We start from the raw sequence: 23478 nt of genomic DNA, 5'->3' as shown, positions 1-23478 counted from the left end.
CCGGCCCTGGGGAGCCCCCGTATGCGCGAGAATGGTGGACCGATGAACCACTTTGCCGCCGACCAGGACATTGCGGGCCGCGCCGACCTCCTCGCGCTGCTGCGCCGCTTCTACGCGGCCGCCTTCGCCGACCGCAGGATCGGACCCTTCTTCACCGAGATCGCCGGCACCGACCTGGACGCCCATCTGCCCCGGATCGCCGACTTCTGGGAGCGGGCCCTGTTCCGCAGCACCGACTACACGGGCAACGCCTTCGCCCCGCACGCCGCCCTGAACGCGGCGCGGGAGATGACCGCCGAGGACTTCGGGCGCTGGGTGCAGCTGTGGCGGGCCACGATCGACGGCCTGCACCGGGGGCCTCGGGCGGAGCAGGCCAAGGCGCACGGCGAACGGATCGCGCTGGCCCTGCACGCCCGGCTGGCCGGCCGGGACGCACCGCTGGAGGGCGGGGACGGCCGGGGCTTCATCCCGCTGGCCGCCCTGGAACTCCGTACGGTGGCCTGACCTGCGGGTAGGCCCCCTCCGGGAAGCGGCGGAAAAATCTTTCCCCGGGAGCGATGAGTTCCCCGGCCGCCCGCGGTCTACCTCTCGACAGCACCGCGAAACACGGGCGATCCGAGAGAGAAGAGAGACCGCGATGTCCTCCACGATGATCTTCGTCAACCTGCCGGTCAAGGACCTGGAGGCCAGCAAGGGCTTCTGGACCAAGCTCGGCTACGCGTTCAACGCCCAGTTCACCGACGAGAACGGCGCCTCCCTCGTCATCAGCGACACCATCTACGCGATGCTGCTGACCGAGTCCCGCTTCAAGGACTTCACCCACAAGGCCATCGCCGACACCTCCACCACCACCGAGGTGCTGATCGCCCTGAGCGCCGACAGCCGCGCCGCGGTCGACGAGCTCGTCGACGCGGCCCTCGGCGCCGGCGGCAGCGAGCCCCGCCCCGCCCAGGACCACGGCTTCATGTACGGGCGGGCCTTCGAGGACCTCGACGGGCACACCTGGGAGGTCTTCTGGATGGACCCGGCCGCCGTCCAGGGCTGACGCCGGGCCACGGCCCGGGCCGCACCACGCGGCCCGGCCCACTCCGGGGCCCGGCTACGCCCCGACGCCCGAGGTGACGGCGGTCCGCACCGGATAGGTCCGGACCGCCACCCCCTCCTCGTCCAGGCAGTGTCCCGACGCCAGGTCGAAACGCTGCTTGAGCAGCGGCGAGGCCACGAACGGCCGGCCCTCCGCGCAGCCCACCAGCCCCCGCGAGAGCACGAACGCCCCGGTGAAGGGGTCCTGGTTGTCGATGGCGTACAGGTTCCCCGAGCGGCCGATGAACACCGCGGCCTGGCCGCCGTCCGGCAGCAGCACCGCGACCCCGCGCCCGGGCGTCAGCGCGGACCGTTCGCACACCGTCAGCCAGCCTTCGGCCACTTGCAGTTCCACGGTCATCGGGTGCCTCCCAGGGTGAGTACGGCGAGGTCGGGCTTGACCTGATCGCGTTCGGGTACGAAGCGCACGGTCGGATCGGGGGCGCCCGGCGCGTTCACGAAGGACACGAACCGGCGCAGCCGCTCCGGGTCCTGAAGGGTCTCGGACCATTCGTCGCGGTAGTGCGCCACGTGGTCGGCCATCAGGGCCTCCAGCTCCGCGCACAGCCCGAGCGAGTCGTGCACGACCACGTCCCGCAGGTGGTCCAGGCCGCCCTCCAGCCGGTCCAGCCAGCTGGACGTGCGCTCCAGCCGGTCGGCAGTGCGGATGTAGAACATCAGGAACCGGTCGATCAGCCGGACCAGTTCGGCGTCGGACAGGTCCTGGGCCAGCAGGTCGGCGTGGCGCGGCGTGGCCCCGCCGTTGCCGCCGACGTAGAGGTTCCAGCCGTTCGCCGTGGCGATCACCCCGAAGTCCTTGCTCTGCGCCTCCGCGCACTCCCGGGTGCAGCCGGAGACCGCCGACTTGAGCTTGTGGGGGGCGCGCAGCCCGCGGTAGCGCAGCTCCAGGTCGATGGCCATCCGCACGCTGTCCTGTACGCCGTAGCGGCACCAGGTCTGCCCGACGCAGGACTTCACCGTGCGCAGGGCCTTCCCGTACGCGTGGCCGGACTCGAAGCCGGCATCGACGAGCCGGGCCCAGATCTGCGGGAGCTGGTCGACGCGGGCACCGAAGAGGTCGATGCGCTGCCCGCCGGTGATCTTCGTGTAGAGGCCGAAGTCGCGGGCCACCTCGCCGATCACGATCAGCTTGTCGGGGGTGATCTCGCCGCCGGGGATGCGCGGGACGACCGAGTAGGAGCCGTTGCGCTGGAGGTTCGCGAGGAAGTGGTCGTTGGTGTCCTGGAGGGAGGCCTGCTCCCCGTCCAGGACGTAGCCGCTCGCACCGAGGGTCGGGGCGAGCGAGGCGATGATCGAGCCGACGGCGGGCTTGCACACCTCACAGCCGTCCCCGCCGCGCGCCTCCGGCCTGCCGTGGCCGTCGAGGAGCTGCTCGTACGAGGTCAGGCGGCGGGTGCGGACGATCTCGTAGAGCTCGGCCCGGGTGAACGGGAAGCAGGCGCACAGGCCCTTGTCGGCCGGGGGCGGCAGCAGCTGGCCGATCACCTTGAGGCAGCCGCCGCAGCCGGTGCCCGCCTTCGTGCACTGCTTGACCTCGGCCAGGCTCGCGCAGGCGGCGATCGCCTTCTTCGTGACGTTGTGGCAGGAGCAGATCACCGCGCTGTCGGGCAGGGACGCCGGGCCGAGCTGTGCGGCGGGGCCGAGGCCGGCCGGCAGGACCAGCTGGTCCGGGGCGATGGGCGGGACGCTTCCGGTGAGCGGGCGCAGCAGCCCGTACGCGTCCGCGTCGCCCACCAGGACGCCGCCGAGCAGCACCCCGTCGGGGGAGACGACCAGCTTCTTGTAGACGCCGGAGCGGGAGTCGGAGTAGACGACGTCGAGGCTGCCGTCGGCGGCGCCGTGGGCGTCGCCGAAGGAGGCCACGTCGACCCCGAGGAGCTTGAGCTTGGTGGAGAGGTCGGCTCCGGTGAACTCCTTCTCGCGGCCCAGGAGGTCCTCGGCGGCCGTCTCGGCCATCTCGTACCCGGGGGCGACCAGGCCGTAGACGCGGCCGTCCACGGCCTGTGCGCACTCACCGATGGCGTAGACGAAGGGGTCGGAGGTGCGGCAACGGGAGTCGACGCGGATGCCGCCGCGTTCGCCCGTCTCCAGCCCGCAGTCGCGGGCCAGCTGGTCGCGGGGGCGGACGCCGGCGGAGAAGACGACCAGTTCGGTCGGGACGGTGGTGCCGTCGGAGAGCCGCATCCCGCACACCGCGCCGTCCTCGCCGGTCACGACCTCCTGGGTGCCGACGCCGGTGTGCACGGTCAGGCCCATCGACTCGATGGTGCGCAGCAGGGCGGCGCCGCCGCCGTCGTCGACCTGGACGGGCATCAGGCGGGGGGCGAACTCCACGATGCGGGAGGAGAGGCCCAGGCCCTGGAGGGCTCCGGCCGCCTCCAGGCCGAGGAGGCCGCCGCCGACGACGGCGCCGGTGGTCCGGGTCTTCGCGTACTCCTCGATCGCGAGGAGGTCCTCGATGGTGCGGTACACGAAGCAGCCCGGGGCGTCCTTGCCCGGAACGGGCGGCACGAAGGGGTAGCTGCCGGTCGCGAGCACGAGCACGTCGTACGGGACCACCCGCCCGGAGCGGGAGGTGACGGTGCGGGCGTCGCGGTCGATGGTCTCGGCGGGATCGCCGAGGAGGAGCTCGATCCCGTGCTCCTCCATGAACCCGGCCGGGGTCAGGGAGAGGTCCTCGGGGGTGCTGCCGGAGAAGTACGAGGTCAGGTGCACACGGTCGTAGGCGGGCCGGGGCTCCTCGCAGAGCACGGTGATCCGGTGGGTGGCGGTGGCGCCGCGCTCGGCGAGTGCCTCCAGGTAGCGCTGGCCGACCATGCCGTGGCCGATGAGCACGATGGCGGGGGTGGGCGTGGGCGTGGGAGCGGCCATGTTCAGGAGCCTCCGTCGTCGGTGAGCAGGTGCGTCAGGTCGTTGAGGGGCTGGTCGCCTTCCCAGCTGCGGGCGAGGGCGCCCACGGTGGACAGCTCGCCGAGCAGGACGCCGCCGACGAGCCGGTCGCCGCGGACCACGACCTTGCGGTAGGTGCGGCGGGTGGCGTCGGTGAGGCGGACCACGTCGTCCCCGGGCAGCGGGGTCGTCTCGCCGAAGACGGCGAGGTCGAAGGGACCGGGGCCGGCGGCCGCGAGGGTGAGGCGGGTCAGGGCGCGGGTTCCGCCGTAGCCGGGGGCGGTGGGGCTCCCGGTGCCGTCGCCGTCGGTTCCGGCGTCGGCTTCGTCGGCGGGTGCGCCCGCGGCGAGGACGGCGGCCAGGGCGTCGGCCTGTTCCAGCGCGGGACCGGCCAGGCCGTACACCCGCCCGGCGTGCTCGGCGCAGTCGCCGATGGCGTGGATGCGGGGGTCGGCGGTCCGCAGCCGGTCGTCGACCACGATGCCGGTGCGTACGGGCAGCCCGGCGGCCAGCGCGAGGCCCGTACGGGGGCGTACGCCGCAGGCGAGCACCACGAGGTCGGCGTCGAGGCGGTAGCCGTCGGCGAGCTCGACGGCGGTGACGGCGCGCCCCTCAGGATCCGCCCCCGGCCTCGCGGCGGCCGGGCTCGTGACCAGGCCGCGGACCCGGCACTGGGTGTGGATCTCGATGCCGAGCGCGGCCAGATGGGCGTGCAGCAGCTCCGAGGCGTCCGCGTCCAGCTGGCGTTCCATCAGGCGCTCGCCCTGCTGGGCCAGGACCACCTGGGCCCCCCGCTCGGCCAGTGCCCGGGCGGCGGAGACCCCGAGGAGACCGCCGCCGATGACCACCGCCCGCACACCGGGCCGCGCCGCCACGGCCGCCGACAGCGCCAGGCAGTCGTCCATCGTGCGGAACGCGTGCACCCCGTCGGGGAGTTCCCGGCCGCACGGGGTGAACAGCCCGCGCAGCGGCGGGAGGACCGGGTTGGAGCCGGTGGCCAGGACCAGGGTGTCGTACGCCTCGGCACTGCCGTCGTCGCAGTGCACGAGCTGCTCGGCCCGGTCGATCCGGACCGCCCGTACGCCCCGCCGCACCGTCGCGCCGGGGGCCGGGAGGGCGGTCACGTCGGGGGCGTACCGGCCCGCCAGGACCTCCGCCAGCAGCACCCGGTTGTACGGCAGGTGCGGCTCCTCGCCGAGGACCCGCACCTGGGCGCCGGCGCCCAGCCGCGCGGCGAACCGCAGGCCGGCCAGTCCGGCGCCGATCACCACCACACGCTGTTTCGAGGTCATGGCACGAGCGTGCGCCGCCGCTGTTTCCCTGCCGCATCGCCGTTGTTACCCGGACGGAACGCGCACCTCAGCGTCCCGGCCGGAGGCCGGTGAGGGAGGGGCCGGGGCGCGCGGGACGGGCGGTGAGACCGGTGGGACGCGTGGCGCGCCCGGTGGGACGGGTGGCGCGCCCGGGACGAAGCTCAACCTTTGCGCAAGTTTTCGGCGATCGATGGCCCGTACAGCCGACTTCTTCCTAGGGTCGGGACCGTGCCTGACATATCGACGACCATGATCATCATGCTGTGCGTGGCCGCCGCGGCGGCCGGCTGGATCGACGCCGTGGTGGGCGGCGGCGGACTGCTGCTCCTGCCCGCCCTGCTGCTCGGCCTTCCGAACGCCCAGCCCGCCGCGGTGCTCGGCACCAACAAGGCCGTGGCCATCGTCGGCACCGCGGGGGCTGCGGTGACGTACGTGCGCAAGGCGCCCTTGGACGTGAAGCTCGCCGTCCGGATCGGCCTGGCCGCCCTCGCGGGATCCATGGGCGGCGCGGCGCTGGCCGGCGGCATCAGCAAGGACGCACTCCGCCCGCTGATCATGGTGGTGCTCCTGGTCGTCGGTGCCTTCGTCACCTTCCGGCCCGCCTTCGGCACCGCCCCCTCGGCCTCGCCCGTCAGCCGCCGGCGCGTGCTGCTCGCGATCGGGCTCGCCGGTCTGGGGATCGGCTTCTACGACGGCCTCATCGGGCCGGGAACCGGGACCTTCCTGGTCCTCGCACTGACCGCGCTGCTCCACCTCGACCTGGTCACCGCCTCCGCCACCGCCAAGATCGTCAACTGCTGCACGAACGCCGGCGCCCTCGCGATGTTCGCGTACCAGGGCATGGTGCTGTGGCAGCTGGCCGCACTGATGGCCGCCTTCAACCTGGCCGGCGGCATGGTCGGCGCGCGGATGGCGCTGAAGAAGGGCAGCGGGTTCGTCCGGGGCGTGCTGCTGACCGTGGTCGGCGCCCTCGTGGTCAAGCTCGGCCTGGAGCAGTGGGGCTGATCCGGCTGATCCGGCTGATCCGGCTGATCCGGCCGCAGCCGACCGGGCAGGCGTCCCTCAGCGGGTCCCGGTGAGGTGTGCGAAGACGACCACGTTGCCCCGGTAGCCGGTGCGGGGCGAGAAACCGCCGCCGCAGGTGATCACCCGCAGCTCGGCGCGCGGCGAAGGCCCGTACACGCGCGCGTCCGGGAAGGCCTTGGCGTCGTAGACCTCGACGGCGTGGACGGTGAACACGGCCGTGCTCCCGTCTGCGCGCGGCACCTCGATCGTCGCCCCGCGGCGCAGCGCGCCCAGGTGGTAGAAGACCGCAGGCCCGGAGGCGTGGTCGACGTGGCCGAGGATGACGGCGGTGCCGACCGCGCCGGGCGTGGTGCCGTCGCGGTACCACCCGGCCAGGTCGCGGCGGGCGGGCGGCGGTACCTCAAGGCTGCCGTCCGGCCCGAGGCCGAGCCCCGTCAGCGGGGCGTCCACCCGGATCGACGGGATCCGGATCCGGGTCGGCGGAGAGCCGGGCAGCGGGTCGATGCTGCCGGAGTAGGACGTCTGCCCGTTCAGCGCCTCGGCGGGGGAGGGCAGTGGGGGCTGTACGGACTCGCCGGAGCCGCTGGTGACGAGCCAGATGCCCACGCAGGCGGTGAGCGCGACGAGCCCGCCGCGGCGGGCCTGGCCCGTGCCCATGCGCGCCCCCTTGGCGATCGATGTGCTCTGCGTGGAACAGGCCGTCGCCCGGCCCCGCGAACGGGGGGGACCTCGCGGGGCGGGCGACGGGGGGCGGTACCGGTCGGACCGCGGCCGCAGCCGCGGTGGGCGCCCGTCAGCTCCGCGTGCCGCTCGCCCGGCGACGCAGGAGCCAGGTACCGCCGACGGCGGCCGCGGCCAGCACGGCCGCTCCCGCCGCGATCTTGGTGGGGTCGGTGGTGGTGCTCGTCCCGCCTCCCACTCCCGTACGGACGTGGCCCTGCGGGCCGCGTTCGGTGACGATCAGGTTGCCCGTGGCGAACTTGCCGTTCGCGCAGGTCGCGCCGATGGCGTAGGTGCCGGCGCGGGTGCCGCGGGCGATCTGGAACTGGCCCACGACCACCTCCTTGTGGGTGCCCGGCACCAGCTTGAACCGGCCGCCGCCGACCGTGGTCGCGTCGCCGTCGGCGTGGCCGCCCGCGCCGCAGGCGGTGGTGTTGACCGTGACGGTGGCCCCCGTGGCGCCGGACTTGGGCCAGACCTCCAGCGCGGCGAAGTCGCCCGGAGCGAAGCCCGCCGTCCCGAGTTCCGCGGCGACGACGGCGCCCGCGACCGGGCCGGTGAACGCGGCAGCGGTCAGCGCGGTGGCGGTGAGCACATGGGCGGTGCGTCGGCGCATGGCGGCTCCTGGAAACACGGGGTCGTGATCCGAGGTAACCCGGCATACCGGCGCACCGCCTGCTGAAGGGCCGTCAGGTGATCTACGCTCGACCCTGTCTGCCCAGGTCACGGCAGTGTCCGCCGCCCTCTGCGCCCTGACCCCGTCCGGGTGATGGCTGCACCGCTGCCGGCGGCGGGAGTTTGCGGCACAGCAGTGCGTACGGTGGGGGCACGCTGGGAAACTCGGGACCCGCAGGTCCCGGACCAGGAGCTGTTCCGTGGGACATCGAGGGAGGGCCCCGTGACATCGGTCGACCGGCCGCAAGAGCCGCAAGAGCCGCAAGGGCCGCACCAGCCGCAGACCCCGCACGGCCAGGTGCTCACCGTGCTGACCACGGTCGACTCGGCCGAGCAGGCAGCGGCCCTCGCCAGGACCGCGGTGCAGGCCCGGCTGGCCGCGTGCGCGCAGGTGACCGGCCCGGTGACCTCGGTCTACCACTGGAAGGGCGCCCTGGAGACCTCCCAGGAGTGGCAGGTCTCGTTCAAGACCACCGCGTCCGCCTACCCCGCCCTGGAGGCCCGGCTCACCGCCGAGCACCCCTACGACACCCCGGAGATCATCGCCACTGCGGTGGTGCGGGGCAGCGCGGACTACCTGGCCTGGGTCGCGGCCGAGGTGAGCGCCGGATGAGCGCCGGGCTCCCCCTCTTCGTCTACGGGACCCTGCGGCCCGGCGAGGTCAACCACGACCTGTTCCTGCGGGGCCGCACCGCCGCCGAGGAGCCCGCCCGGCTCCCCGGCGCGCTGCTCTACGACGGCCCCGGATTCCCGTACGCCGTCCCGCACACGGGTTCCGAGATCGTCGGCGAGCTGGTCACCCCGGCGCCGGAGGCGTACGAGAGCCTGCTGGCCGAGCTCGACCGGCTGGAGGAGTACTACGGCCCGGACCGGCCCCTGAACGTCTACGACCGGGTCCGGCGCGAAGCGGTCCGCCCGGACGGCACCCGCACCACCGCCTGGGTCTACCTGGCGGCCCCCCTGCTCGCCCGCCGCCTGCGCGCCACCGGCGTCGAGATACCCGGCGGCGACTGGCTCAAGCGCTGAGGCATGCCCGCCGCACCCGGGAGCCTGCGAGGAGCCGGCGGGGAGCATTCCGGGGAGCTCTCGGGGGCTACAGACCCTCGGCGCCGCGGTTGCGCAGGCGCTGGCCGTACTGCTGGAGCACCCACAGCTCCTCCTGGACCGCCGCCAGCTGCTCCGGCGGGGCCTGGGGGCCCATGCGCGCCAGGGTGCCCTGGACCTCGTGCACCCGGCGGTCGACCGCGCGCAGCCGGACCTGGACCAGCTGGACGCCGGCGTACACCTCGTCCACCGTCTTCGCGTGGATGGCCTCGACCGCCAGTTCGGTGACGAGCGCCCGCACCGTGTCGTTCGGCGCGGCCTCGCGGACCCGGGCCAGGTAGTCCGAGGCGGCCGCCGAGGCGCCGCCCGCGTCCTGGACGGCCTGGCGGACCGCCGCGTACGGGGGAGCGGTGAACTCGTCCACCCCGTACGCGTCGAAGGCGGGGGACACCAGCTCCGGCCGCTGCAGCGCCAGCTTGAGCAGTTCGCGCTCGGTGCGGTGCGCGGGGCTGCGCAGGTTCAGCGCGGGGCCGCCCGGCTGTGCGGCGGGCGCCGGCGCGGCCTCGTACGGGCGGCTGCGCGGGCCGGGCTGCCGGTCGGCGCCGGGCCGGTCGCCGCGCTCGCGCGCCCAGCGGGCCAGCTGCGCGACCCGCTTGACCACGAACTGCTCGTCGCGGATGCCCAGCATGCCCGCCAGCTGGACCGCCGACTCGTGCTGGATCGCGATGTTCTTGATGTGGGCGACGACCGGCGCCGCCTCGTCCAGGGCGGCCGCCCGCCCCGCCGGGTGCTCCAGGTTGTGCCGGGCCACGATGTGCCGCAGGGCGAACTCGAACAGCGGGGTGCGCGATTCCACCAGGCCCGCCACGGCCGCGTCGCCCTGCGCCAGCCGCAGGTCGCACGGGTCCATGCCGCCCGGGGTGATCGCGATCGAGGTCTCCGCGGCGAACTTCTGGTCGTCCTCGAAGGCGCGCAGGGCGGCCTTCTGCCCGGCCGCGTCGCCGTCGAAGGTGAAGATCACCTCGGCCGTCGCGTTGTCCATCAGCAGGCGGCGCAGGATCTTGATGTGGTCACCGCCGAAGGCCGTGCCACAGGTCGCGATCGCGGTCGTCACCCCGGCCAGGTGGCAGGCCATCACGTCCGTGTAGCCCTCGACGACCACGGCCCGCGAGGTCTTCGCGATCTCCTTCTTCGCCAGGTCGATGCCGTACAGCACCTGGGACTTCTTGTAGATCGCCGTCTCGGGCGTGTTCAGGTACTTCGGCCCGTTGTCGTCCTCGCGCAGCTTGCGCGCGCCGAAGCCCACCACCTCGCCGGTGATGTCGCGGATCGGCCACATCAGCCGGCCGCGGAAGCGGTCGATGGGCTTCCCGCTGCGGCTGTCCTGGGCCAGCCCGGAGAGGATCAGCTCCTTGTCGCTGAAGCCCCGGCCGCGAAGGAAGCGGGTCAGGTGGTCCCAGCCGGCCGGACTGTAGCCCACGCCGAAGTGGGCGGCCGCCGCCTGGTCGAAGCCGCGCTCGGCCAGGAACGTGCGGCCGATCTCCGCCTCCGGGCCGTCCAGCTGCTCGACGTAGAACTGGGCGGCCGCCTTGTGCGCCTCGACGAGCCGGATCCGCTCACCGCGGCCGCTGGTGCCGGCGGTGTAGCCGCCCTCCTCGTACCGCAGGGTGATGCCGGCCTGTCCGGCCAGCCGCTCGACCGCCTCTGAGAAGGAGAGGTGGTCGATCTTCATGATGAAGTCGAGGGTGTCCCCGCCCGCCTGGCAGCCGAAGCAGTGGTAGAGGCCCTTGCTGGGGCTGACCTGGAAGGACGGGGACTTCTCGTCGTGGAAGGGGCACAGGCCCTTGAGGTTGCCCCCGCCCGCGTTGCGCAGTTGGAGGTAGTCGGACACGACGGCGTCGATCGGGACCGCGTCCCGTACCGCCTTCACGTCGTCGTCGTTGATCCGTCCTGCCACCCGCAAAGTCTACGGCCGGGCGCAGACAATCCCGTCAGGCCCCCGCCCGTCTCCGGGCAGCCCCGCGCGAGCCTCCGCTCACGCCCCCGGAGCCGGTACCAGGGAGGCCAACGGAACGGTCGGGTCCGCCAGCGCCTCGCGGTTGACGGGCGCCTTCGACCTGATCAGGGCCTGGATGTGCTCGGTGACGTCCCACACGTTCACGTTCATTCCGGCCAGCACCCTCCCCTCCGACAGCCAGAAGGCGATGAACTCCCGCCGGGCCACGTCCCCGCGGATCAGCACCTGGTCGTAGCCGCCGACCGGGGCGTACCCCGAGTACTCCAGACCCACGTCGTACTGGTCGGAGAAGAAGTACGGGATGCGGTCGTAGGAGACCTCCTGGCCCAGCATCGCCCGCGCCGCCGCCGGTCCGCCGTTGAGCGCGTTCGCCCAGTGCTCCACCCGCAGCCGGGTGCCCAGCAGCGGGTGGTGGGCGGCGGCCACGTCGCCGACGGCGAAGATGTCGGCGTCGGAGGTGCGCAGGGAGGCGTCCACCGCGATGCCGCCGCCGTGCTCGCGGTCGATCAGCGCCAGCCCCGAGGTCTCCGCCAGCGCGGTCCGCGGCGCCGCCCCGATCGCCGCCAGCACGGCGTGCGCCGGGTGCTCGTCCCCGTCGTCCGTCCGGGCGGCCAGCACCATGCCGTCGTGGCCGACGATCTCGGTGAGCCGCGAGCCGAAGTGGAAGCGGACCCCGTGCTCGGTGTGCAGATCGCCGAAGAGCCGGCCGATCTCCGGGCCGAGCACCGCGTGCAGCGGCGTCGCCAGCGGCTCGATGACGGTGACCTCGGCCCCGTACCCGCGCGCCGCGGCCGCGACCTCCAGCCCGATCCAGCCCGCGCCCGCGATCAGCAGATGGCCGTTGTCCCGGCCGAGGGTGGTCAGCACGCCCCGCAGCCGCTCCGCGTGGGCCAGCCGGCGCAGGTGGTGCACCCCGGCCAGGCCGGTCCCCGGGATGTCGAGGCGGCGCGGCTCGGCTCCGGTGGCCAGCAGCAGCTTGTCGTAGTGCAGCGCCGTGCCGTCGCCGAGGACCACCCGCTTGGCCTCCCGGTCCAACTGGACGGCGGGCTGGCCCAGGTGCAGCTCGATGTCGGCGCGCGCGTACCAGGACGGTTCGTGGACGAAGACGCTGTCGCGCTCCTCCTTGCCCTGGAGGTACCCCTTGGAGAGCGGCGGCCGTTCGTAGGGGTGGTCGCGTTCGTCGCCGATCAGGATCACCCGCCCCGTGAACCCCTCCGACCGCAGCGTCTCGGCCGCCTTGGCCCCGGCCAGACCTGCGCCGACGATGACGAACGTCCGATGTGCGTCGACCACCTGATGCCTCCTCATAACCTCTCCGCCACTTGCCACCACATGCGAGCGTCCCGCACTGAGCGGGCTGCGTGAAGGGGGAGTGGCCCGATCGGCTCACCCCTCGGCGCTGCGCCTGTGCATCGTGAGCCGGGCGTGTAGAGAGCGCGCCGAGGCGTCCGTGAGCGCCGCGATCTGGTCGATGACCGCTCGTTTGCGCGCTCTGTCGTCCGGGGCCGCGTCGAAGAGCGCCCGGAACTGCGGGTCCAGGCCCTCGGGCGCGCGGGCGCTGAGCGCCTCGGCGAGTTCGGCCAGGACGATGCGCTGATCGGCCCGAAGCCGCTCCTGCTCGTCGCGCTGCATGACGTAGAGGTCCGCCACCGCTTTGAGGACCGCGCACTCGTTGCGCGCCTCGCGCGGGACGACCAGCTCGGCGGCGTACCGGGTGAGGCGGCCGGAACCGTACGCCTCCCGGGTCGCTCCCTCCGCGGCCAGGCAGAACCGGCCGATCAGCTGGCTGGTGGCGTCCTTCAGCCGGGCCTGGGCGACGGCCGATCCGTCGTACCCGTGCGGCCACCAGTCCTGCTCCATCAGCCGGTCCAAGGCCTCCCGCAGCTCCTCCGGATCGGTGCCGGCGGGCACGTACCGGCCGATCGCGACCCGCCAGATGGCGGCGCGCTCCGGTTCGGCGAAGAGGAGGTTGGGGTCCAGGTGTCCGGCGTGCAGGCCGTCCTCGAAGTCGTGCACCGAGTACGCGACGTCGTCGGACCAGTCCATGACCTGGGCCTCGAAGCACTTGCGGTCCGCGGGCGCGCCGCGGCGCAGCCACTCGAAGACCGGCAGGTCGTCGTCGTACGCGCCGAACTTGACCGAGTCGGGATCCGTGGGGTGCCCGCCGCGGGGCCAGGGGTACTTGGTGGCCGCGTCCAGGCAGGCCCGGGTGAGGTTGAGGCCGACGCTGGCCGGCTCGCCCGTCTCCGGATCGGGTACGAAGCGCTTCGGCTCCAGGCGGGTCAGCAGGCGCAGCGACTGGGCGTTGCCCTCGAAGCCGCCGCAGTCCTTGGCGAACTCGTTCAGCACCTCCTCGCCGTTGTGGCCGAAGGGCGGGTGACCCATGTCGTGCGAGAGGCAGGCCGCCTCCACCAGATCGGGATCGCATCCCAGGGCCGCGCCCAGCTCCCGGCCGACCTGGGCGCACTCCAGCGAGTGGGTCAGCCGGGTGCGGGGGCTCGCGTCCCAGTCGTACGAGCGGCTGCCCGGGGTGACGACCTGGGTCTTCCCGGCGAGGCGGCGCAGCGCGCCCGAGTGCAGCACGCGGGCGCGGTCGCGCTGGAAGGCGGTGCGGCCGGGCCGTTTGTCGGGCTCGGCGGCCCAGCGTTCGGTGTCGGCCGGAGCGTACGGGGCGGGTGCGGAGCCTTCCATGCCTTCCATGCTCCGACGTTAACCGCAGGCGCCGACAATCCGAGCATTCCGAACCCGCGGGCCCTTCATGCGCTGGCGAGTTCCAGGCGGCCTGCGTGCTCGTCCCGTTCGCCGCGCCGGCGGGCCAGGGCCTGGTCGTAGCGGAGCAGGACGAGGCGGGCCAGGGCGGGGTGGTCCCCGAGCGGGGCCGACGCCGGGCCGGACGCGGCGGCCGCGCTCTGGGCGGCGAAGCGGCCGGGGGCGGTGAAGTACGAGGCCACGGCGACCCGGTGGTGGCCGCGGGCGGCGAGGGCGCGCACGGCGTCGGGGACGGCGGGGGCGGCGGCGGACGCGTAGGCCGGAACGACGGGCGCTCCGCCGAGGCGTTCGGAGAGCAGGGCGGCGGTGCGCCGGGTGTCGGCCGCGGAGTCGGGGTCGCGGGAGCCGGCGGCGGCGAGGACGACGGCGGAGCGGTCCTCCGGGTCCGGGCAGGCCTCCAGGAGCCGTTCGTACAGGGCCTCCACGAGCAGCGGGTGCGGGCCGAGCGGTGCGGCGACGCGGGTGCGCAGGTGGGCGGCGCGGGCGGCGGCCGCCGGGAGGTCGCGCTTGACGTGGTGCCCGCGCCCCAGCAGCAGCGGGACGAGCACGGCCGCGCCGGTGGTGCGGTGGAGGGTCTCGCCGAGCAGCGGCTCGTTCAGCTCGATGTGCCCGAGCCGGACGTCGAGGCGGGGGCGGAGCTCGCGGACGCGGTCGAGGAGGGCGCGGACGGTGTGGAGGGCGCGCGGGTCGCGACTGCCGTGGGCGACGGCGACGAGGGTGGGCTGCATGCGTGGACTCCGTGTGTCCGGGCCCCCGGGGGCCGCAGTCCGCTGAGCTGTGCGCCCAGTTGGGCCGTGATCCGGGTCAGCAGCTCGGTGGCCGTGGCGGGGGGAAGCGGAAAGGACAGGGACTCGGGAGGGTGCACCAGCTCCGTCATGAACCGATCCTGCGGGCCGCACGTTGCGTCGGCGTTGCGCGGGGGTGACGGGCGTTTACCGGGAGCTCACTCGCTCATTCGTCCGAGTGAAAGAGGAGGAGGGGGGAACTGGGGACCGGGGCGTGATCGTCAATCCGTGCGAACGATGTACGGGGTGTGGCAAGGGGGGACCGATCATGAGGATGCCGGGCTGGATGAGGTCGGTGGCGGGCCGGCGGCGGGCCGTGCAGGCGGTGATGGCGGGCTGCGTGCTGGCGCTGCTGCCGTCGGCGTGGACCCATGCGGTGGCCGCGGACCGGCTGCGGAGCACCGCCGACGCGCCGGCCGCGGGGGTGGCGGTGGTCTTCGGGGCGGGACTGTGGAACGGCAAGCCGACGCCGTATCTGGCGAACCGGCTCGATGCGGCGGCCGAGCTGTACCGCACGGGCAAGGTCAAGGTCGTCCTCGTGACCGGTGACAACAGCCGCACGGAGTACGACGAGCCGGACGCGATGCGGACGTACCTGACGGGGCACGGGGTGCCGGGCGAGCGGATCGTCAGCGACTTCGCCGGGTTCGACACGTGGGACTCCTGCGTCCGGGCCCGGGAGATCTTCGGGGTGAAGCGGGCGGTGCTGGTCAGCCAGGGCTTCCACATACACCGGGCCGTCGCCCTGTGCGAGGCGGCGGGCGTGGAGTCCTACGGGGTCGGGGTCGACGACGAGCACGACGAGACCTGGTACTACGGCGGGGCGCGCGAGGTCTTCGCCGCGGGCAAGGCGGCGCTGGACGCCGCCTTCAAGCCGGAGCCGCGGTTCCTCGGGCCCAAGGAGCCGGGGGTGTCGCAGGCCCTGGGAGCTCTGCCACACTGACGCACCGTCGGCTGTGCCGATCAGTCATATACCAAGGGGTGGGGACCATGGCTGTGGTGGATCTGGGCGGCAAGACCGTCGTCATCACCGGCGGAGCCCGCGGGCTGGGCGCCGCGGCCGCGCGGGCCGTGGTGGACGGGGGCGGCCGGGTGCTGATCACGGACGTGCTGGAGGCGGAGGGCGCCGAGACCGCCGACCGGCTCGGCGGCGCGGCGCGGTTCCTGCGCCACGACGTGACGAGCGAGGCGGACTGGCAGGCCGCGCTCGACCACGCGATGGCCGTGTTCGGCCGTATCGACGGCCTGGTCAACAATGCGGGCATAGCCGCCGGGCGGCTCCTGGAGGAAGAGAGCGTCGAGCACTTCCGCGAGGTCGTCGAGACCAACCTGGTCGGCGTGTTCATCGGGATCAAGACCGCCGTCCCGCTGATGCGGGCGGCGGGCGGCGGCTCCATCGTCAACATCTCCTCGGCGGCGGGCCTGACCGGCCTGGCCCTCACCGCCGGGTACGGCGCCTCCAAGTGGGGCGTGCGCGGACTGTCGAAGATCGGCGCGGTCGAGCTCGCCGAAGCGGGGATCCGGGTGAACTCGGTGCACCCCGGTATGACGCTGACCCCCATGACCGCCCCGGTGGGCATACAGGCCGGCGCGGGCAACTTCCCCGGCGCCCCGCTGGGCCGCGTCGGCGTCCCGGAGGAGATAGCCGCGGCCGTCGCCTTCCTCCTCTCCGACGCCTCCGCGTACGTGACCGGCGCCGAGCTGGCGGTGGACGGCGGCTGGACGGCCGGCCCGACGGTGAGGCACCTGACCGGGCAGTGACCCGGGCAGGCAGGGACGCGGAGGGTAACCCCCGGCAGGGGCACGCGCCGCGGCCCCGGGTGGTGGGCCCGGCCCCTCACGGGCCGCCGGGGGGCGCGCTGAGGTGCTCGTACATGAGGCGTAACCGGACGCGGCGGCTGGACGTAACACCACCGCCCCAGGCTGAGGCGTATGCACACCCCGGAATCAGCCACCGCCACGCACTGTCCCTACTGCGCGCTGCAATGCGGGATGCTCCTGCGGCCCGAGCCGGGCGGGGAGGGCGTGGTGGTGGAGGAGCGGCGGGACTTCCCGGTGAACCGGGGCGCGCTGTGTGGCAAGGGCCGTACCGCCCCCGCCGTGCTGTCCTCCCGGGTACGCCTGACCGAGCCGCTGGTGCGCACCCGCACCGGAGAGCTCGCCCCGGCCACCTGGGAGGAGGCCCTCGACGCCGTCGCCGAAGGGCTCGCCCGCACCGGGCGTGCCCACGGGCGGGACGCCGTCGGGGTGTTCGGCGGCGGCGGTCTCACGAACGAGAAGGCGTACGCGCTCGGCAAGTTCGCGCGGGTCGCCCTGCGCACCTCGCAGATCGACTACAACGGCCGCTTCTGCATGTCCTCCGCCGCCGCCGCCCACCAGCGGGCCTTCGGACTGGACCGCGGACTGCCCTTCCCGCTGGAGGACATCCCGCGCACCGGCTGCGTCATCCTCGTCGGCTCGAACCTGGCCGAGACCATGCCGCCCGCCCTGCGCTTCCTCACCGAGCTCAAGGCGAACGGCGGCACGCTGATCGTCGTCGACCCGCGCCGCACCCGCACCGCCGAGCAGGCGGACCTGCACCTGGCCCCCCGCCCGGGAACGGACCTCGCCCTGGCCCTGGGCCTGCTGCACCTCGTCGTCGCCCAGGGCCGCACCGACGAGGAGTTCATCGCCGAGCGCACCACCGGCTGGGAGGAGGCCCGGGCGGCGGCCATGGCGCACTGGCCGGAGCTGGTGGAACGGATCACCGGCATCCCGGTCCCGCGCCTGCGCGAGGCGGTCGAGCTGTTCTGCGCGCCCTCCTCCGCGATGGTCCTCACCGCCCGCGGACCCGAGCAGCAGTCCAAGGGCACCGACACCGTCGGCGCATGGATCAACCTGTGCCTCGCCACCGGCCGTGCGGGCCGCCCGCTCTCCGGCTACGGCTGCCTCACCGGCCAGGGCAACGGCCAGGGCGGCCGCGAGCACGGCCAGAAAGCGGACCAGCTCCCCGGCTACCGCAAGCTGACCGATCCCGCGGCGCGGGCGCACGTCGCCGGTGTCTGGGGAGTCGACCCCGCCACCCTGCCCGGCCCGGGCCGCAGCGCCTACGAACTCCTCGACGCCCTCGGCACGGACGTGAAGGCCCTGCTCCTGATGGGCTCCAACCCGGTGGTCTCCGCCCCGCGCGCCGCCCACGTCGAAGGCCGCATCCGCTCCCTGGACTTCCTGGCCGTCGCCGACGTGGTGCTCTCCGAGACGGCAGCCCTCGCGGACGTGGTCCTGCCGGTCACCCAGTGGGCCGAGGAGACCGGCACCACCACCAACCTGGAAGGCAGGGTCCTGCTGCGCCGCCGGGCCCTGACCCCGCCGCCCGGCGTCCGCACCGACCTGGAGGTGCTGCACGGCCTGGCGGCCCGCCTCGGCATCGAGAAGGGCTTCCCCACCGACCCCGAGGAGGTCTTCACGGAGCTGCGCCGCGCCTCGGCCGGCGGCCCGGCCGACTACTCGGGCATCTCCTACGCCCGCATCGAGGCCGAGCAGGGCGTCTACTGGCCCTGCCCCGAGGGCTCCCCGGGGCAGCCGCGCCTCTTCCTGGACGCCTTCGCCACCGACGACGGCCGGGCCCGGTTCGTCCCCGTCTCGCACCGCGACGCGGCCGAGGTCCCGGACGCCGAGTACCCCGTCCTGCTCACCACCGGCCGCGTGGTCTCCCAGTACCAGTCGGGCGCCCAGACCCGCCGCGTGGACGAGCTCAACGCGGCCGCCCCCGGCCCCTTCGTGGAACTGCACCCCCGCCTCGCCGCCCGCATCGGCGCCACCGACGGCACCCCGCTCGCGGTCACCTCCCGGCGCGGCCGCGCGGTGGCCCCGGCCCGCATCACGGACACCATCCGCGCGGACACGGTCTTCATGCCGTTCCACTGGCCGGGGGAGGGACGTGCCAACACCCTGACCAACCCGGCCCTCGACCCCACCTCCCGCATGCCGGAGTTCAAGGTCTGCGCGGTCCGCGTCGAACCGGCCTGACCGCCGCGGTCACGTGCGGTTCGTGCGGGGGAAGTGCCGCCGGTCTTGTCGGACATGCGTCCGATCCGCATCGGGGTTTCCGGCGGCGGGTAACCATCCGGTCACGCAGCGGGCTCAGAAAGTGCTCGCACGCCCCTCGTGGCGGCGATGTGTCGTACCCCACACTGAGGTGCGGTGCCCCCGTCCTCGGAGCCCTGGAGGTCGCCCCCGTGCAGACCCAGATCCTGACCGTCAACGTGAGCCCGCCCGTCCACGACACCGAGGCCACAGCAGGCGAAGAGCCCGAGGTCGAGAGCGTGGACGACGAGCCCGAGGTACTGGAGCTGATCGAGCAGGTGCCGGAGCAGCCCCGGCGCGGCGACAGCGGCACAGCGGGACCCTCCGCCGACCTGTTCCGGCAGTACCTGCGCGAGATAGGCAGGATTCCGCTGCTCACCGCCGCCGAGGAGGTCGAGCTCGCCCGCCGCGTGGAAGCCGGACTGTTCGCCGAGGAAAAGCTCGGCAACACCCCCGACCTGGACCTGGCGCTCGCCCTCGACCTGGACAAGCTGGTCGTCATGGGCCGGATGGCCAAACGCCGCCTCATCGAGTCGAACCTCCGCCTCGTCGTCTCCGTCGCGAAACGCTACGTGGGCCGCGGCCTGACGATGCTCGACCTCGTCCAGGAGGGGAACCTGGGCCTCATCCGGGCCGTTGAGAAGTTCGACTACGCCCGCGGGTACAAGTTCTCCACGTACGCCACCTGGTGGATCCGGCAGGCCATGTCCCGGGCCCTCGCCGACCAGGCCCGGACCATCCGCGTGCCCGTCCATGTCGTGGAGCTGATCAACCGCGTGGTGCGCGTCCAGCGCCGCATGCTCCAGGAGCGCGGGTACGAGCCCACCGCCGAAGAGGTCGCCGTCCACCTGGAGTTGACCCCGGAGCGGGTCACGGAGGTGCTGCGCCTCGCCCAGGAGCCGGTCTCGCTGCACGCGCCGGTCGGCGAGGAGGACGACGTCGCGCTCGGCGACCTGATCGAGGACGGGGACGCCGCCTCCCCCGTGGAGTCCGCCGCGTTCTTCCTGCTGCGCGAGCACCTCGAAGCCGTGCTCTCCACCCTCGGCGAGCGCGAGCGCAAGGTCGTCCAGCTGCGCTACGGCCTCGTCGACGGACGGCCCCGCACCCTGGAGGAGATCGGCCGGATCTTCGGCGTGACGCGCGAGCGGATCCGCCAGATCGAGTCCAAGACCCTCGGCAAACTGCGCGACCACGCCTTCGCCGACCAGCTCCGCGGCTACCTCGACTGACCACCGCAGAGGACGACCGGCACGCAGACGACCGGCACGCAGACGACCGACAAGAAAACGAGGACACGAGGACGAGTGCACGAAAGAGGAAAGGGGGCGCCCGGCATCCCGGGCACCCCCTCCCTGCCGACCGGCGTCCGCCGGCCGGCAGGCCGGCCTCAGTCGACCTCGGCGACCGCCTGCGCGAACTGCGCCGCGTACAGGCGCGCGTACGCCCCCTCGGACTCCAGCAGTTCCTCGTGCGATCCCTGCTCCACGATCGAGCCGTTCTCCATCACCAGGATCACGTCCGCATCGCGGATCGTGGACAGCCGGTGCGCGATCACGAAGGACGTACGGCCGTCCGCGAGGCGCGCCATCGCCTTCTGGATCAGCACCTCGGTACGGGTGTCCACCGAGCTCGTCGCCTCGTCCAGCACCAGGATCACCGGGTCCGACAGGAACGCCCGGGCGATGGTGATCAGCTGCTTCTCACCGGCGCTGACACCGGCGCCCTCGTCGTCCAGCACCGTGTCGTAGCCGTCCGGCAGGGTGCGGATGAAGCGGTCGGCGTGCGCGGCCCGCGCCGCCTCCTCGATCTCGGCCCGCGTCACCTCGCGCGAGGCGCCGTACGCGATGTTCTCCGCGATCGTGCCCCCGAACAGCCAGGTGTCCTGGAGCACCATCCCGATGTCCCCGCGCAGCTCCTCGCGGGTCATCTTCGCGATGTCCACCCCGTCCAGGGCGATCCGGCCGCCCGTGACCTCGTAGAACCGCATGAGCAGGTTCACGAGCGTGGTCTTGCCCGCGCCCGTGGGGCCGACGATCGCGACCGTCTGGCCGGGCTCGACGCTCAGCGACAGGTTCTCGATCAGCGGCTTGTCCGGCTCGTAGCGGAAGGCCACCTCCTCCAGCGTGACCTGGCCGCGCACCTTCTGCGGACGCTCCGGAACCTCGACGTCCGGGTCCTGCTCCTGCGCGTCCAGCAGCTCGTACACCCGCTCGGCCGAGGCGACCCCCGACTGCACCAGGTTCGCCATCGAGGCGACCTGGGTCAGCGGCATCGAGAACTGGCGCGAGTACTGGATGAAGGCCTGCACGTCACCGATCGACAGGCTGCCCGAGGCCACCCGCAGACCACCGACGACCGCGACCAGCACGTAGTTGATGTTCGAGATGAAGAACATCACCGGCTGCATGATGCCGCTGACCAGCTGCGCCTTGAAGGAGGCCCGGTACAGGGCCTCGTTCTGCTCGGCGAAGACGGCCGCCGACTCCTTCTGCCGGCCGAACACCTTGACCAGGTTGTGGCCGGAGTACATCTCCTCCACATGGGCGTTCAGCGCGCCCGTGGACTTCCACTGCTCCACGAACTGCGGCTGCGACTTCTTGCCGATCTTCCCGGCCACCACGGCCGAGACCGGAATCGTCACCAGCGCCACCAGCGCCAGCAGCGGGGAGATCCAGAACATCATCGCCAGCACACCGACGATCGTCAGCAGCGAGTTGAGCAGCTGCCCCATCGTCTGCTGGAGCGTCTGGCCGATGTTGTCGATGTCGTTCGTGGCCCGGCTGAGCACCTCGCCGCGCTTCTGCTGGTCGAAGTACGACAGCGGCAGCCGCGACAGCTTGGCCTGGAGGTCCTCGCGCATCCGGTACACGGTGCCGTTCATGATGTGGTTCGACAGCCGCGTGGCCACCAGCATCATCAGACCGGCCAGGGTGAAGACCACCAGCGCCCAGACCGCCACCGTCCCGACGGCGCCGAAGTCGATGCCCTCGCCGGGGGTGAACTCGGTGCCGGACAGCATGTCCGCCATGCCGCCCTGGCCCCGGGCGCGCATCCCGTCCAGGGCCTGCTGCTTGGTGATCCCCTCCGGCAGCTGCCGGCCGACGATCCCCGCGAACACCAGGTCGGTGGCCCGGCCGAGGATCTTCGGGCCGACCACCGAGCAGGCGACGCTGGCGACGACGGCGGCGACCATGCCCCACAGCTTGGCCCGGTCGTGGGCGATCTGCCGCAGCAGCCGCTTGCCCGAGCCCTTGAAGTCCAGGGACCGCTGAGCCGGCCCCATCATCATCCGTCCTCCGGGCCCGCTCATGCGGCCTCCGCCTCCGTCAGCTGGGAGAGCACGATCTCCCGGTAGGTCTCGTTGTCGGCCATCAGCTCGTGGTGGCGTCCCTCGCCCACCACCTGGCCCTCGTCGAGGACGATGATCCGGTCGGCGTCACGGATCGTGGAGACCCGCTGGGCGACGATGACGACGGTGGCGTCCTCGGTCTCGCGGGCCAGCGCCGCGCGCAGCGCCGCGTCCGTCGCGTAGTCCAGAGCCGAGAAGGAGTCGTCGAACAGGTAGATCTCCGGACGCTGCACGAGCGTGCGGGCGATCGCCAGACGCTGGCGCTGACCACCGGAGACATTGGTCCCGCCCTGGGTGACGGGCGCGTCGAGACCGCCCTCCAGCTCGGACACGAAGTCCTTGGCCTGCGCCACCTCCAGCGCGCGCCACAGCTCCTCGTCGGTGGCCTCGGGCCGCCCGTACCGCAGGTTGGAGGCGACGGTCCCGGAGAAGAGGTACGGCTTCTGCGGGACCATGCCGACCGTCCTGGCGAGCAGCTCCGGGTCGAGGCGCCGTACGTCCTCGCCGTCGACCAGCACCTCGCCGCCGGTCGCGTCGAACAGCCGTGGCACCAGGCCCAGCAGCGTCGACTTGCCGCTGCCGGTCGAGCCGATGACCGCGGTGGTCTCACCCGGGCGGGCGACCAGGTCCACCCCGCGCAGCACCGGCACCTCGGCGCCGGGGTAGCGGAAGTCGGCGCCGCGCAGCTCCAGCTGCCCGCGGCGGGCGAGTTCGCGCACCGGCTCGGCGGGCGGGACCACGCTGGACTCGGTGTCCAGCACCTCCTGGACCCGCTCGGCGCAGACCTCGGCGCGCGGCACCATCATGAACATGAAGGTGGCCATCATCACGGACATGACGATCTGCATCAGGTAGGCGAGGAAGGCCGTCAGCTGACCGATCTCCATGCCGCCGCTGTCGATGCGCATCGCACCGAACCAGATCACGGCCACGCTGGAGATGTTCACGACCACGATCACCGTGGGGAACATGAGGGCCAGCAGCCTGCCGGAGGCGAGCGAGACGTCGGTCAGGGCCGTGTTGGCGTCCCGGAAGCGGTCCTTCTCGTAGTCGTCGCGGACGAAGGCGCGGATCACCCGGTTGCCGGTGATCTGCTCGCGCAGCACCCGGTTCACGACGTCCAGGCGCTCCTGCATCTTCCGGAACAGCGGTCGCGTCCTGAAGACGATCGTTCCGACCGAGAGGCCGAGGACGGGCACCACGGCCAGGAGCACGCCCGACAGCTTCACGTCGAGCGAGAGCGCCATGGCGATGCCGCCCACGCACATGATCGGGGCCGAGACCATCAGCGTGAAGGTCATCAGCACCAGCATCTGGATCTGCTGGACGTCGTTCGTCGTACGGGTGATCAGCGAAGGCGCGCCGAACTGACCCAGTTCCCGCGCGGAGAAGCTCTGCACCCGGTCGAAGACGGCGGCCCGGATGTCGCGGCCGAGGGCCGCCGCGGTGCGGGCACCGAAGTACACCGCACCGATGTTGCAGGTGAGCTGGACGAGGGACACGCCGAGCATCAGCGCGCCGAAGCGCAGGATGTAGCCGGTGTCGCCGTTGACCACACCGCTGTCGATGATGTCCGCGTTCAGCGTCGGGAGGTAGAGGCTCGCACTGGTCTGCAGCAGTTGCAGCAGCACCAGGAGGGCGATCGGTTTCCGGTACGGACTCAGGTGGGTCCGCAGAAGTCGTATGAGCACGCGTAGGCTCCGGTCGGCAAGATCGAGGGGT

At 73.0% G+C, this 23478-nt stretch carries 20 protein-coding genes; 9 read left to right on the top strand and 11 right to left on the bottom strand.

Features of this window, described 5'->3' with window-relative positions:
• Nucleotides 1-42: 42 nt before the first annotated feature.
• On the top strand, nucleotides 43-504 hold the full coding sequence (locus ABZ128_RS21950; RefSeq protein ID WP_356850452.1) for a group III truncated hemoglobin: 462 nt from the start codon (nucleotides 43-45) through the stop codon (nucleotides 502-504).
• A gap of 133 nt (nucleotides 505-637) precedes the next feature.
• Nucleotides 638-1045 (top strand): VOC family protein, encoded by a 408-nt coding sequence (locus ABZ128_RS21945; RefSeq protein WP_356850451.1) that lies wholly within the window; start codon nucleotides 638-640, stop codon nucleotides 1043-1045.
• A 54-nt stretch (nucleotides 1046-1099) separates the two neighbouring features.
• Here the strand turns inward: ABZ128_RS21945 and nirD are convergent, their stop codons facing one another.
• The 3 genes from nirD to ABZ128_RS21930 are packed head-to-tail and all read right to left on the bottom strand — an operon-like array spanning nucleotide 1100 to nucleotide 5285.
• A complete protein-coding gene (gene nirD / locus ABZ128_RS21940; protein ID WP_356850450.1) occupies nucleotides 1100-1444 on the bottom strand; it encodes a nitrite reductase small subunit NirD in 345 nt (114 codons plus the stop codon).
• The gene (nirB, locus tag ABZ128_RS21935; protein WP_356850449.1) at nucleotides 1441-3975 is read right to left on the bottom strand and encodes a nitrite reductase large subunit NirB; all 2535 of its coding nucleotides are present in this window, start codon (nucleotides 3973-3975) and stop codon (nucleotides 1441-1443) included. Before nirB ends, nirD begins: the two co-directional genes overlap by 4 nt.
• 2 nt (nucleotides 3976-3977) lie before the next feature.
• Complete coding sequence (locus tag ABZ128_RS21930) at nucleotides 3978-5285, bottom strand: FAD-dependent oxidoreductase (protein ID WP_356850448.1); 1308 nt, start codon at nucleotides 5283-5285, stop codon at nucleotides 3978-3980.
• A 249-nt stretch (nucleotides 5286-5534) separates the two neighbouring features.
• Here ABZ128_RS21930 and ABZ128_RS21925 point away from each other — a divergent pair, with 249 nt between their 5' ends.
• Entirely contained in the window at nucleotides 5535-6311 is a 777-nt protein-coding gene (locus ABZ128_RS21925) for a TSUP family transporter (protein WP_356850447.1), read from the top strand.
• A gap of 57 nt (nucleotides 6312-6368) precedes the next feature.
• Here ABZ128_RS21925 and ABZ128_RS21920 read toward each other — a convergent pair whose 3' ends face one another.
• Nucleotides 6369-6989: a class F sortase gene (locus tag ABZ128_RS21920; protein ID WP_356850446.1), complete on the bottom strand. Its 621-nt coding sequence runs from the start codon at nucleotides 6987-6989 to the stop codon at nucleotides 6369-6371.
• Between the two features lie 136 nt (nucleotides 6990-7125).
• A complete protein-coding gene (locus ABZ128_RS21915) occupies nucleotides 7126-7668 on the bottom strand; it encodes a hypothetical protein (protein ID WP_356850445.1) in 543 nt (180 codons plus the stop codon).
• Between the two features lie 357 nt (nucleotides 7669-8025).
• Between ABZ128_RS21915 and cutA the strand changes: the two genes are divergently transcribed.
• Together cutA and ABZ128_RS21905 are read left to right on the top strand one after the other, a co-directional pair.
• Nucleotides 8026-8340 carry a divalent-cation tolerance protein CutA gene (gene cutA, locus ABZ128_RS21910; RefSeq protein ID WP_356850471.1) on the top strand — a complete coding sequence of 105 codons (315 nt, stop codon included), beginning with the start codon at nucleotides 8026-8028 and terminating at the stop codon, nucleotides 8338-8340.
• Nucleotides 8337-8753 carry a gamma-glutamylcyclotransferase family protein gene (locus ABZ128_RS21905; protein ID WP_356850444.1) on the top strand — a complete coding sequence of 139 codons (417 nt, stop codon included), beginning with the start codon at nucleotides 8337-8339 and terminating at the stop codon, nucleotides 8751-8753. Before cutA ends, ABZ128_RS21905 begins: the two co-directional genes overlap by 4 nt.
• Nucleotides 8754-8820: 67 nt before the next feature.
• On the opposite strand, the gene dnaG is transcribed toward ABZ128_RS21905, so the two are convergent.
• From dnaG to ABZ128_RS21885, 4 genes are all read right to left on the bottom strand, one after another.
• A complete protein-coding gene (dnaG, locus tag ABZ128_RS21900) occupies nucleotides 8821-10728 on the bottom strand; it encodes a DNA primase (protein ID WP_356850443.1) in 1908 nt (635 codons plus the stop codon).
• 78 nt (nucleotides 10729-10806) lie between these two features.
• Nucleotides 10807-12081 carry an FAD-dependent oxidoreductase gene (locus ABZ128_RS21895; protein WP_356850442.1) on the bottom strand — a complete coding sequence of 425 codons (1275 nt, stop codon included), beginning with the start codon at nucleotides 12079-12081 and terminating at the stop codon, nucleotides 10807-10809.
• Nucleotides 12082-12174: 93 nt separating this feature from the next.
• Nucleotides 12175-13479, bottom strand: a complete 1305-nt coding sequence (locus ABZ128_RS21890) for a deoxyguanosinetriphosphate triphosphohydrolase (protein ID WP_356850470.1) — start codon at nucleotides 13477-13479, stop codon at nucleotides 12175-12177.
• 65 nt (nucleotides 13480-13544) lie between these two features.
• Nucleotides 13545-14285, bottom strand: coding sequence for a CbiX/SirB N-terminal domain-containing protein (locus ABZ128_RS21885; RefSeq protein WP_356850441.1), 741 nt, complete (start codon nucleotides 14283-14285; stop codon nucleotides 13545-13547).
• Nucleotides 14286-14610: 325 nt separating this feature from the next.
• Here ABZ128_RS21885 and ABZ128_RS21880 point away from each other — a divergent pair, with 325 nt between their 5' ends.
• The 4 genes from ABZ128_RS21880 (at nucleotide 14611) to ABZ128_RS21865 (ending at nucleotide 19636) form a co-directional block, all read left to right on the top strand.
• Complete coding sequence (locus tag ABZ128_RS21880) at nucleotides 14611-15285, top strand: ElyC/SanA/YdcF family protein (RefSeq protein WP_356850440.1); 675 nt, start codon at nucleotides 14611-14613, stop codon at nucleotides 15283-15285.
• A 53-nt stretch (nucleotides 15286-15338) separates the two neighbouring features.
• A complete protein-coding gene (locus ABZ128_RS21875) occupies nucleotides 15339-16103 on the top strand; it encodes a glucose 1-dehydrogenase (RefSeq protein ID WP_356850469.1) in 765 nt (254 codons plus the stop codon).
• Between the two features lie 171 nt (nucleotides 16104-16274).
• Nucleotides 16275-18350: a molybdopterin oxidoreductase family protein gene (locus ABZ128_RS21870; protein ID WP_356850439.1), complete on the top strand. Its 2076-nt coding sequence runs from the start codon at nucleotides 16275-16277 to the stop codon at nucleotides 18348-18350.
• A 209-nt stretch (nucleotides 18351-18559) separates the two neighbouring features.
• Nucleotides 18560-19636: an RNA polymerase sigma factor gene (locus tag ABZ128_RS21865; RefSeq protein WP_356850438.1), complete on the top strand. Its 1077-nt coding sequence runs from the start codon at nucleotides 18560-18562 to the stop codon at nucleotides 19634-19636.
• A 158-nt stretch (nucleotides 19637-19794) separates the two neighbouring features.
• Here ABZ128_RS21865 and ABZ128_RS21860 read toward each other — a convergent pair whose 3' ends face one another.
• Together ABZ128_RS21860 and ABZ128_RS21855 are read right to left on the bottom strand one after the other, a co-directional pair.
• The gene (locus ABZ128_RS21860) at nucleotides 19795-21717 is read right to left on the bottom strand and encodes an ABC transporter ATP-binding protein (RefSeq protein ID WP_356850437.1); all 1923 of its coding nucleotides are present in this window, start codon (nucleotides 21715-21717) and stop codon (nucleotides 19795-19797) included.
• Nucleotides 21714-23447, bottom strand: coding sequence for an ABC transporter ATP-binding protein (locus ABZ128_RS21855; RefSeq protein WP_356850436.1), 1734 nt, complete (start codon nucleotides 23445-23447; stop codon nucleotides 21714-21716). Before ABZ128_RS21855 ends, ABZ128_RS21860 begins: the two co-directional genes overlap by 4 nt.
• Nucleotides 23448-23478: the final 31 nt, after the last annotated feature.

Source organism: Streptomyces sp. NPDC006326 (assembly GCF_040612915.1).
Taxonomy (GTDB): Bacteria; Actinomycetota; Actinomycetes; order Streptomycetales; family Streptomycetaceae; genus Streptomyces.
Note: the sequence above shows the minus strand (reverse complement) of the source record. Positions and strands in the feature narration are given on the sequence as shown.

Bases quoted from the DNA above. Each gene is read 5' to 3' on its own strand.
- ABZ128_RS21950 (WP_356850452.1), top strand. From the start codon at position 43: ATGAACCACTTTGCCGCCGACCAGGACATTGCGGGCCGCGCCGACCTC.
- ABZ128_RS21945 (WP_356850451.1), top strand. From the start codon at position 638: ATGTCCTCCACGATGATCTTCGTCAACCTGCCGGTCAAGGACCTGGAG.
- nirD (WP_356850450.1), bottom strand. From the start codon at position 1,444: ATGACCGTGGAACTGCAAGTGGCCGAAGGCTGGCTGACGGTGTGCGAA.
- nirB (WP_356850449.1), bottom strand. From the start codon at position 3,975: ATGGCCGCTCCCACGCCCACGCCCACCCCCGCCATCGTGCTCATCGGC.
- ABZ128_RS21930 (WP_356850448.1), bottom strand. From the start codon at position 5,285: ATGACCTCGAAACAGCGTGTGGTGGTGATCGGCGCCGGACTGGCCGGC.
- ABZ128_RS21920 (WP_356850446.1), bottom strand. From the start codon at position 6,989: ATGGGCACGGGCCAGGCCCGCCGCGGCGGGCTCGTCGCGCTCACCGCC.
- ABZ128_RS21915 (WP_356850445.1), bottom strand. From the start codon at position 7,668: ATGCGCCGACGCACCGCCCATGTGCTCACCGCCACCGCGCTGACCGCT.
- ABZ128_RS21905 (WP_356850444.1), top strand. From the start codon at position 8,337: ATGAGCGCCGGGCTCCCCCTCTTCGTCTACGGGACCCTGCGGCCCGGC.
- ABZ128_RS21890 (WP_356850470.1), bottom strand. From the start codon at position 13,479: ATGGAAGGCTCCGCACCCGCCCCGTACGCTCCGGCCGACACCGAACGC.
- ABZ128_RS21885 (WP_356850441.1), bottom strand. From the start codon at position 14,285: ATGCAGCCCACCCTCGTCGCCGTCGCCCACGGCAGTCGCGACCCGCGC.
- ABZ128_RS21880 (WP_356850440.1), top strand. From the start codon at position 14,611: ATGAGGATGCCGGGCTGGATGAGGTCGGTGGCGGGCCGGCGGCGGGCC.
- ABZ128_RS21870 (WP_356850439.1), top strand. From the start codon at position 16,275: ATGCACACCCCGGAATCAGCCACCGCCACGCACTGTCCCTACTGCGCG.
- ABZ128_RS21860 (WP_356850437.1), bottom strand. From the start codon at position 21,717: ATGAGCGGGCCCGGAGGACGGATGATGATGGGGCCGGCTCAGCGGTCC.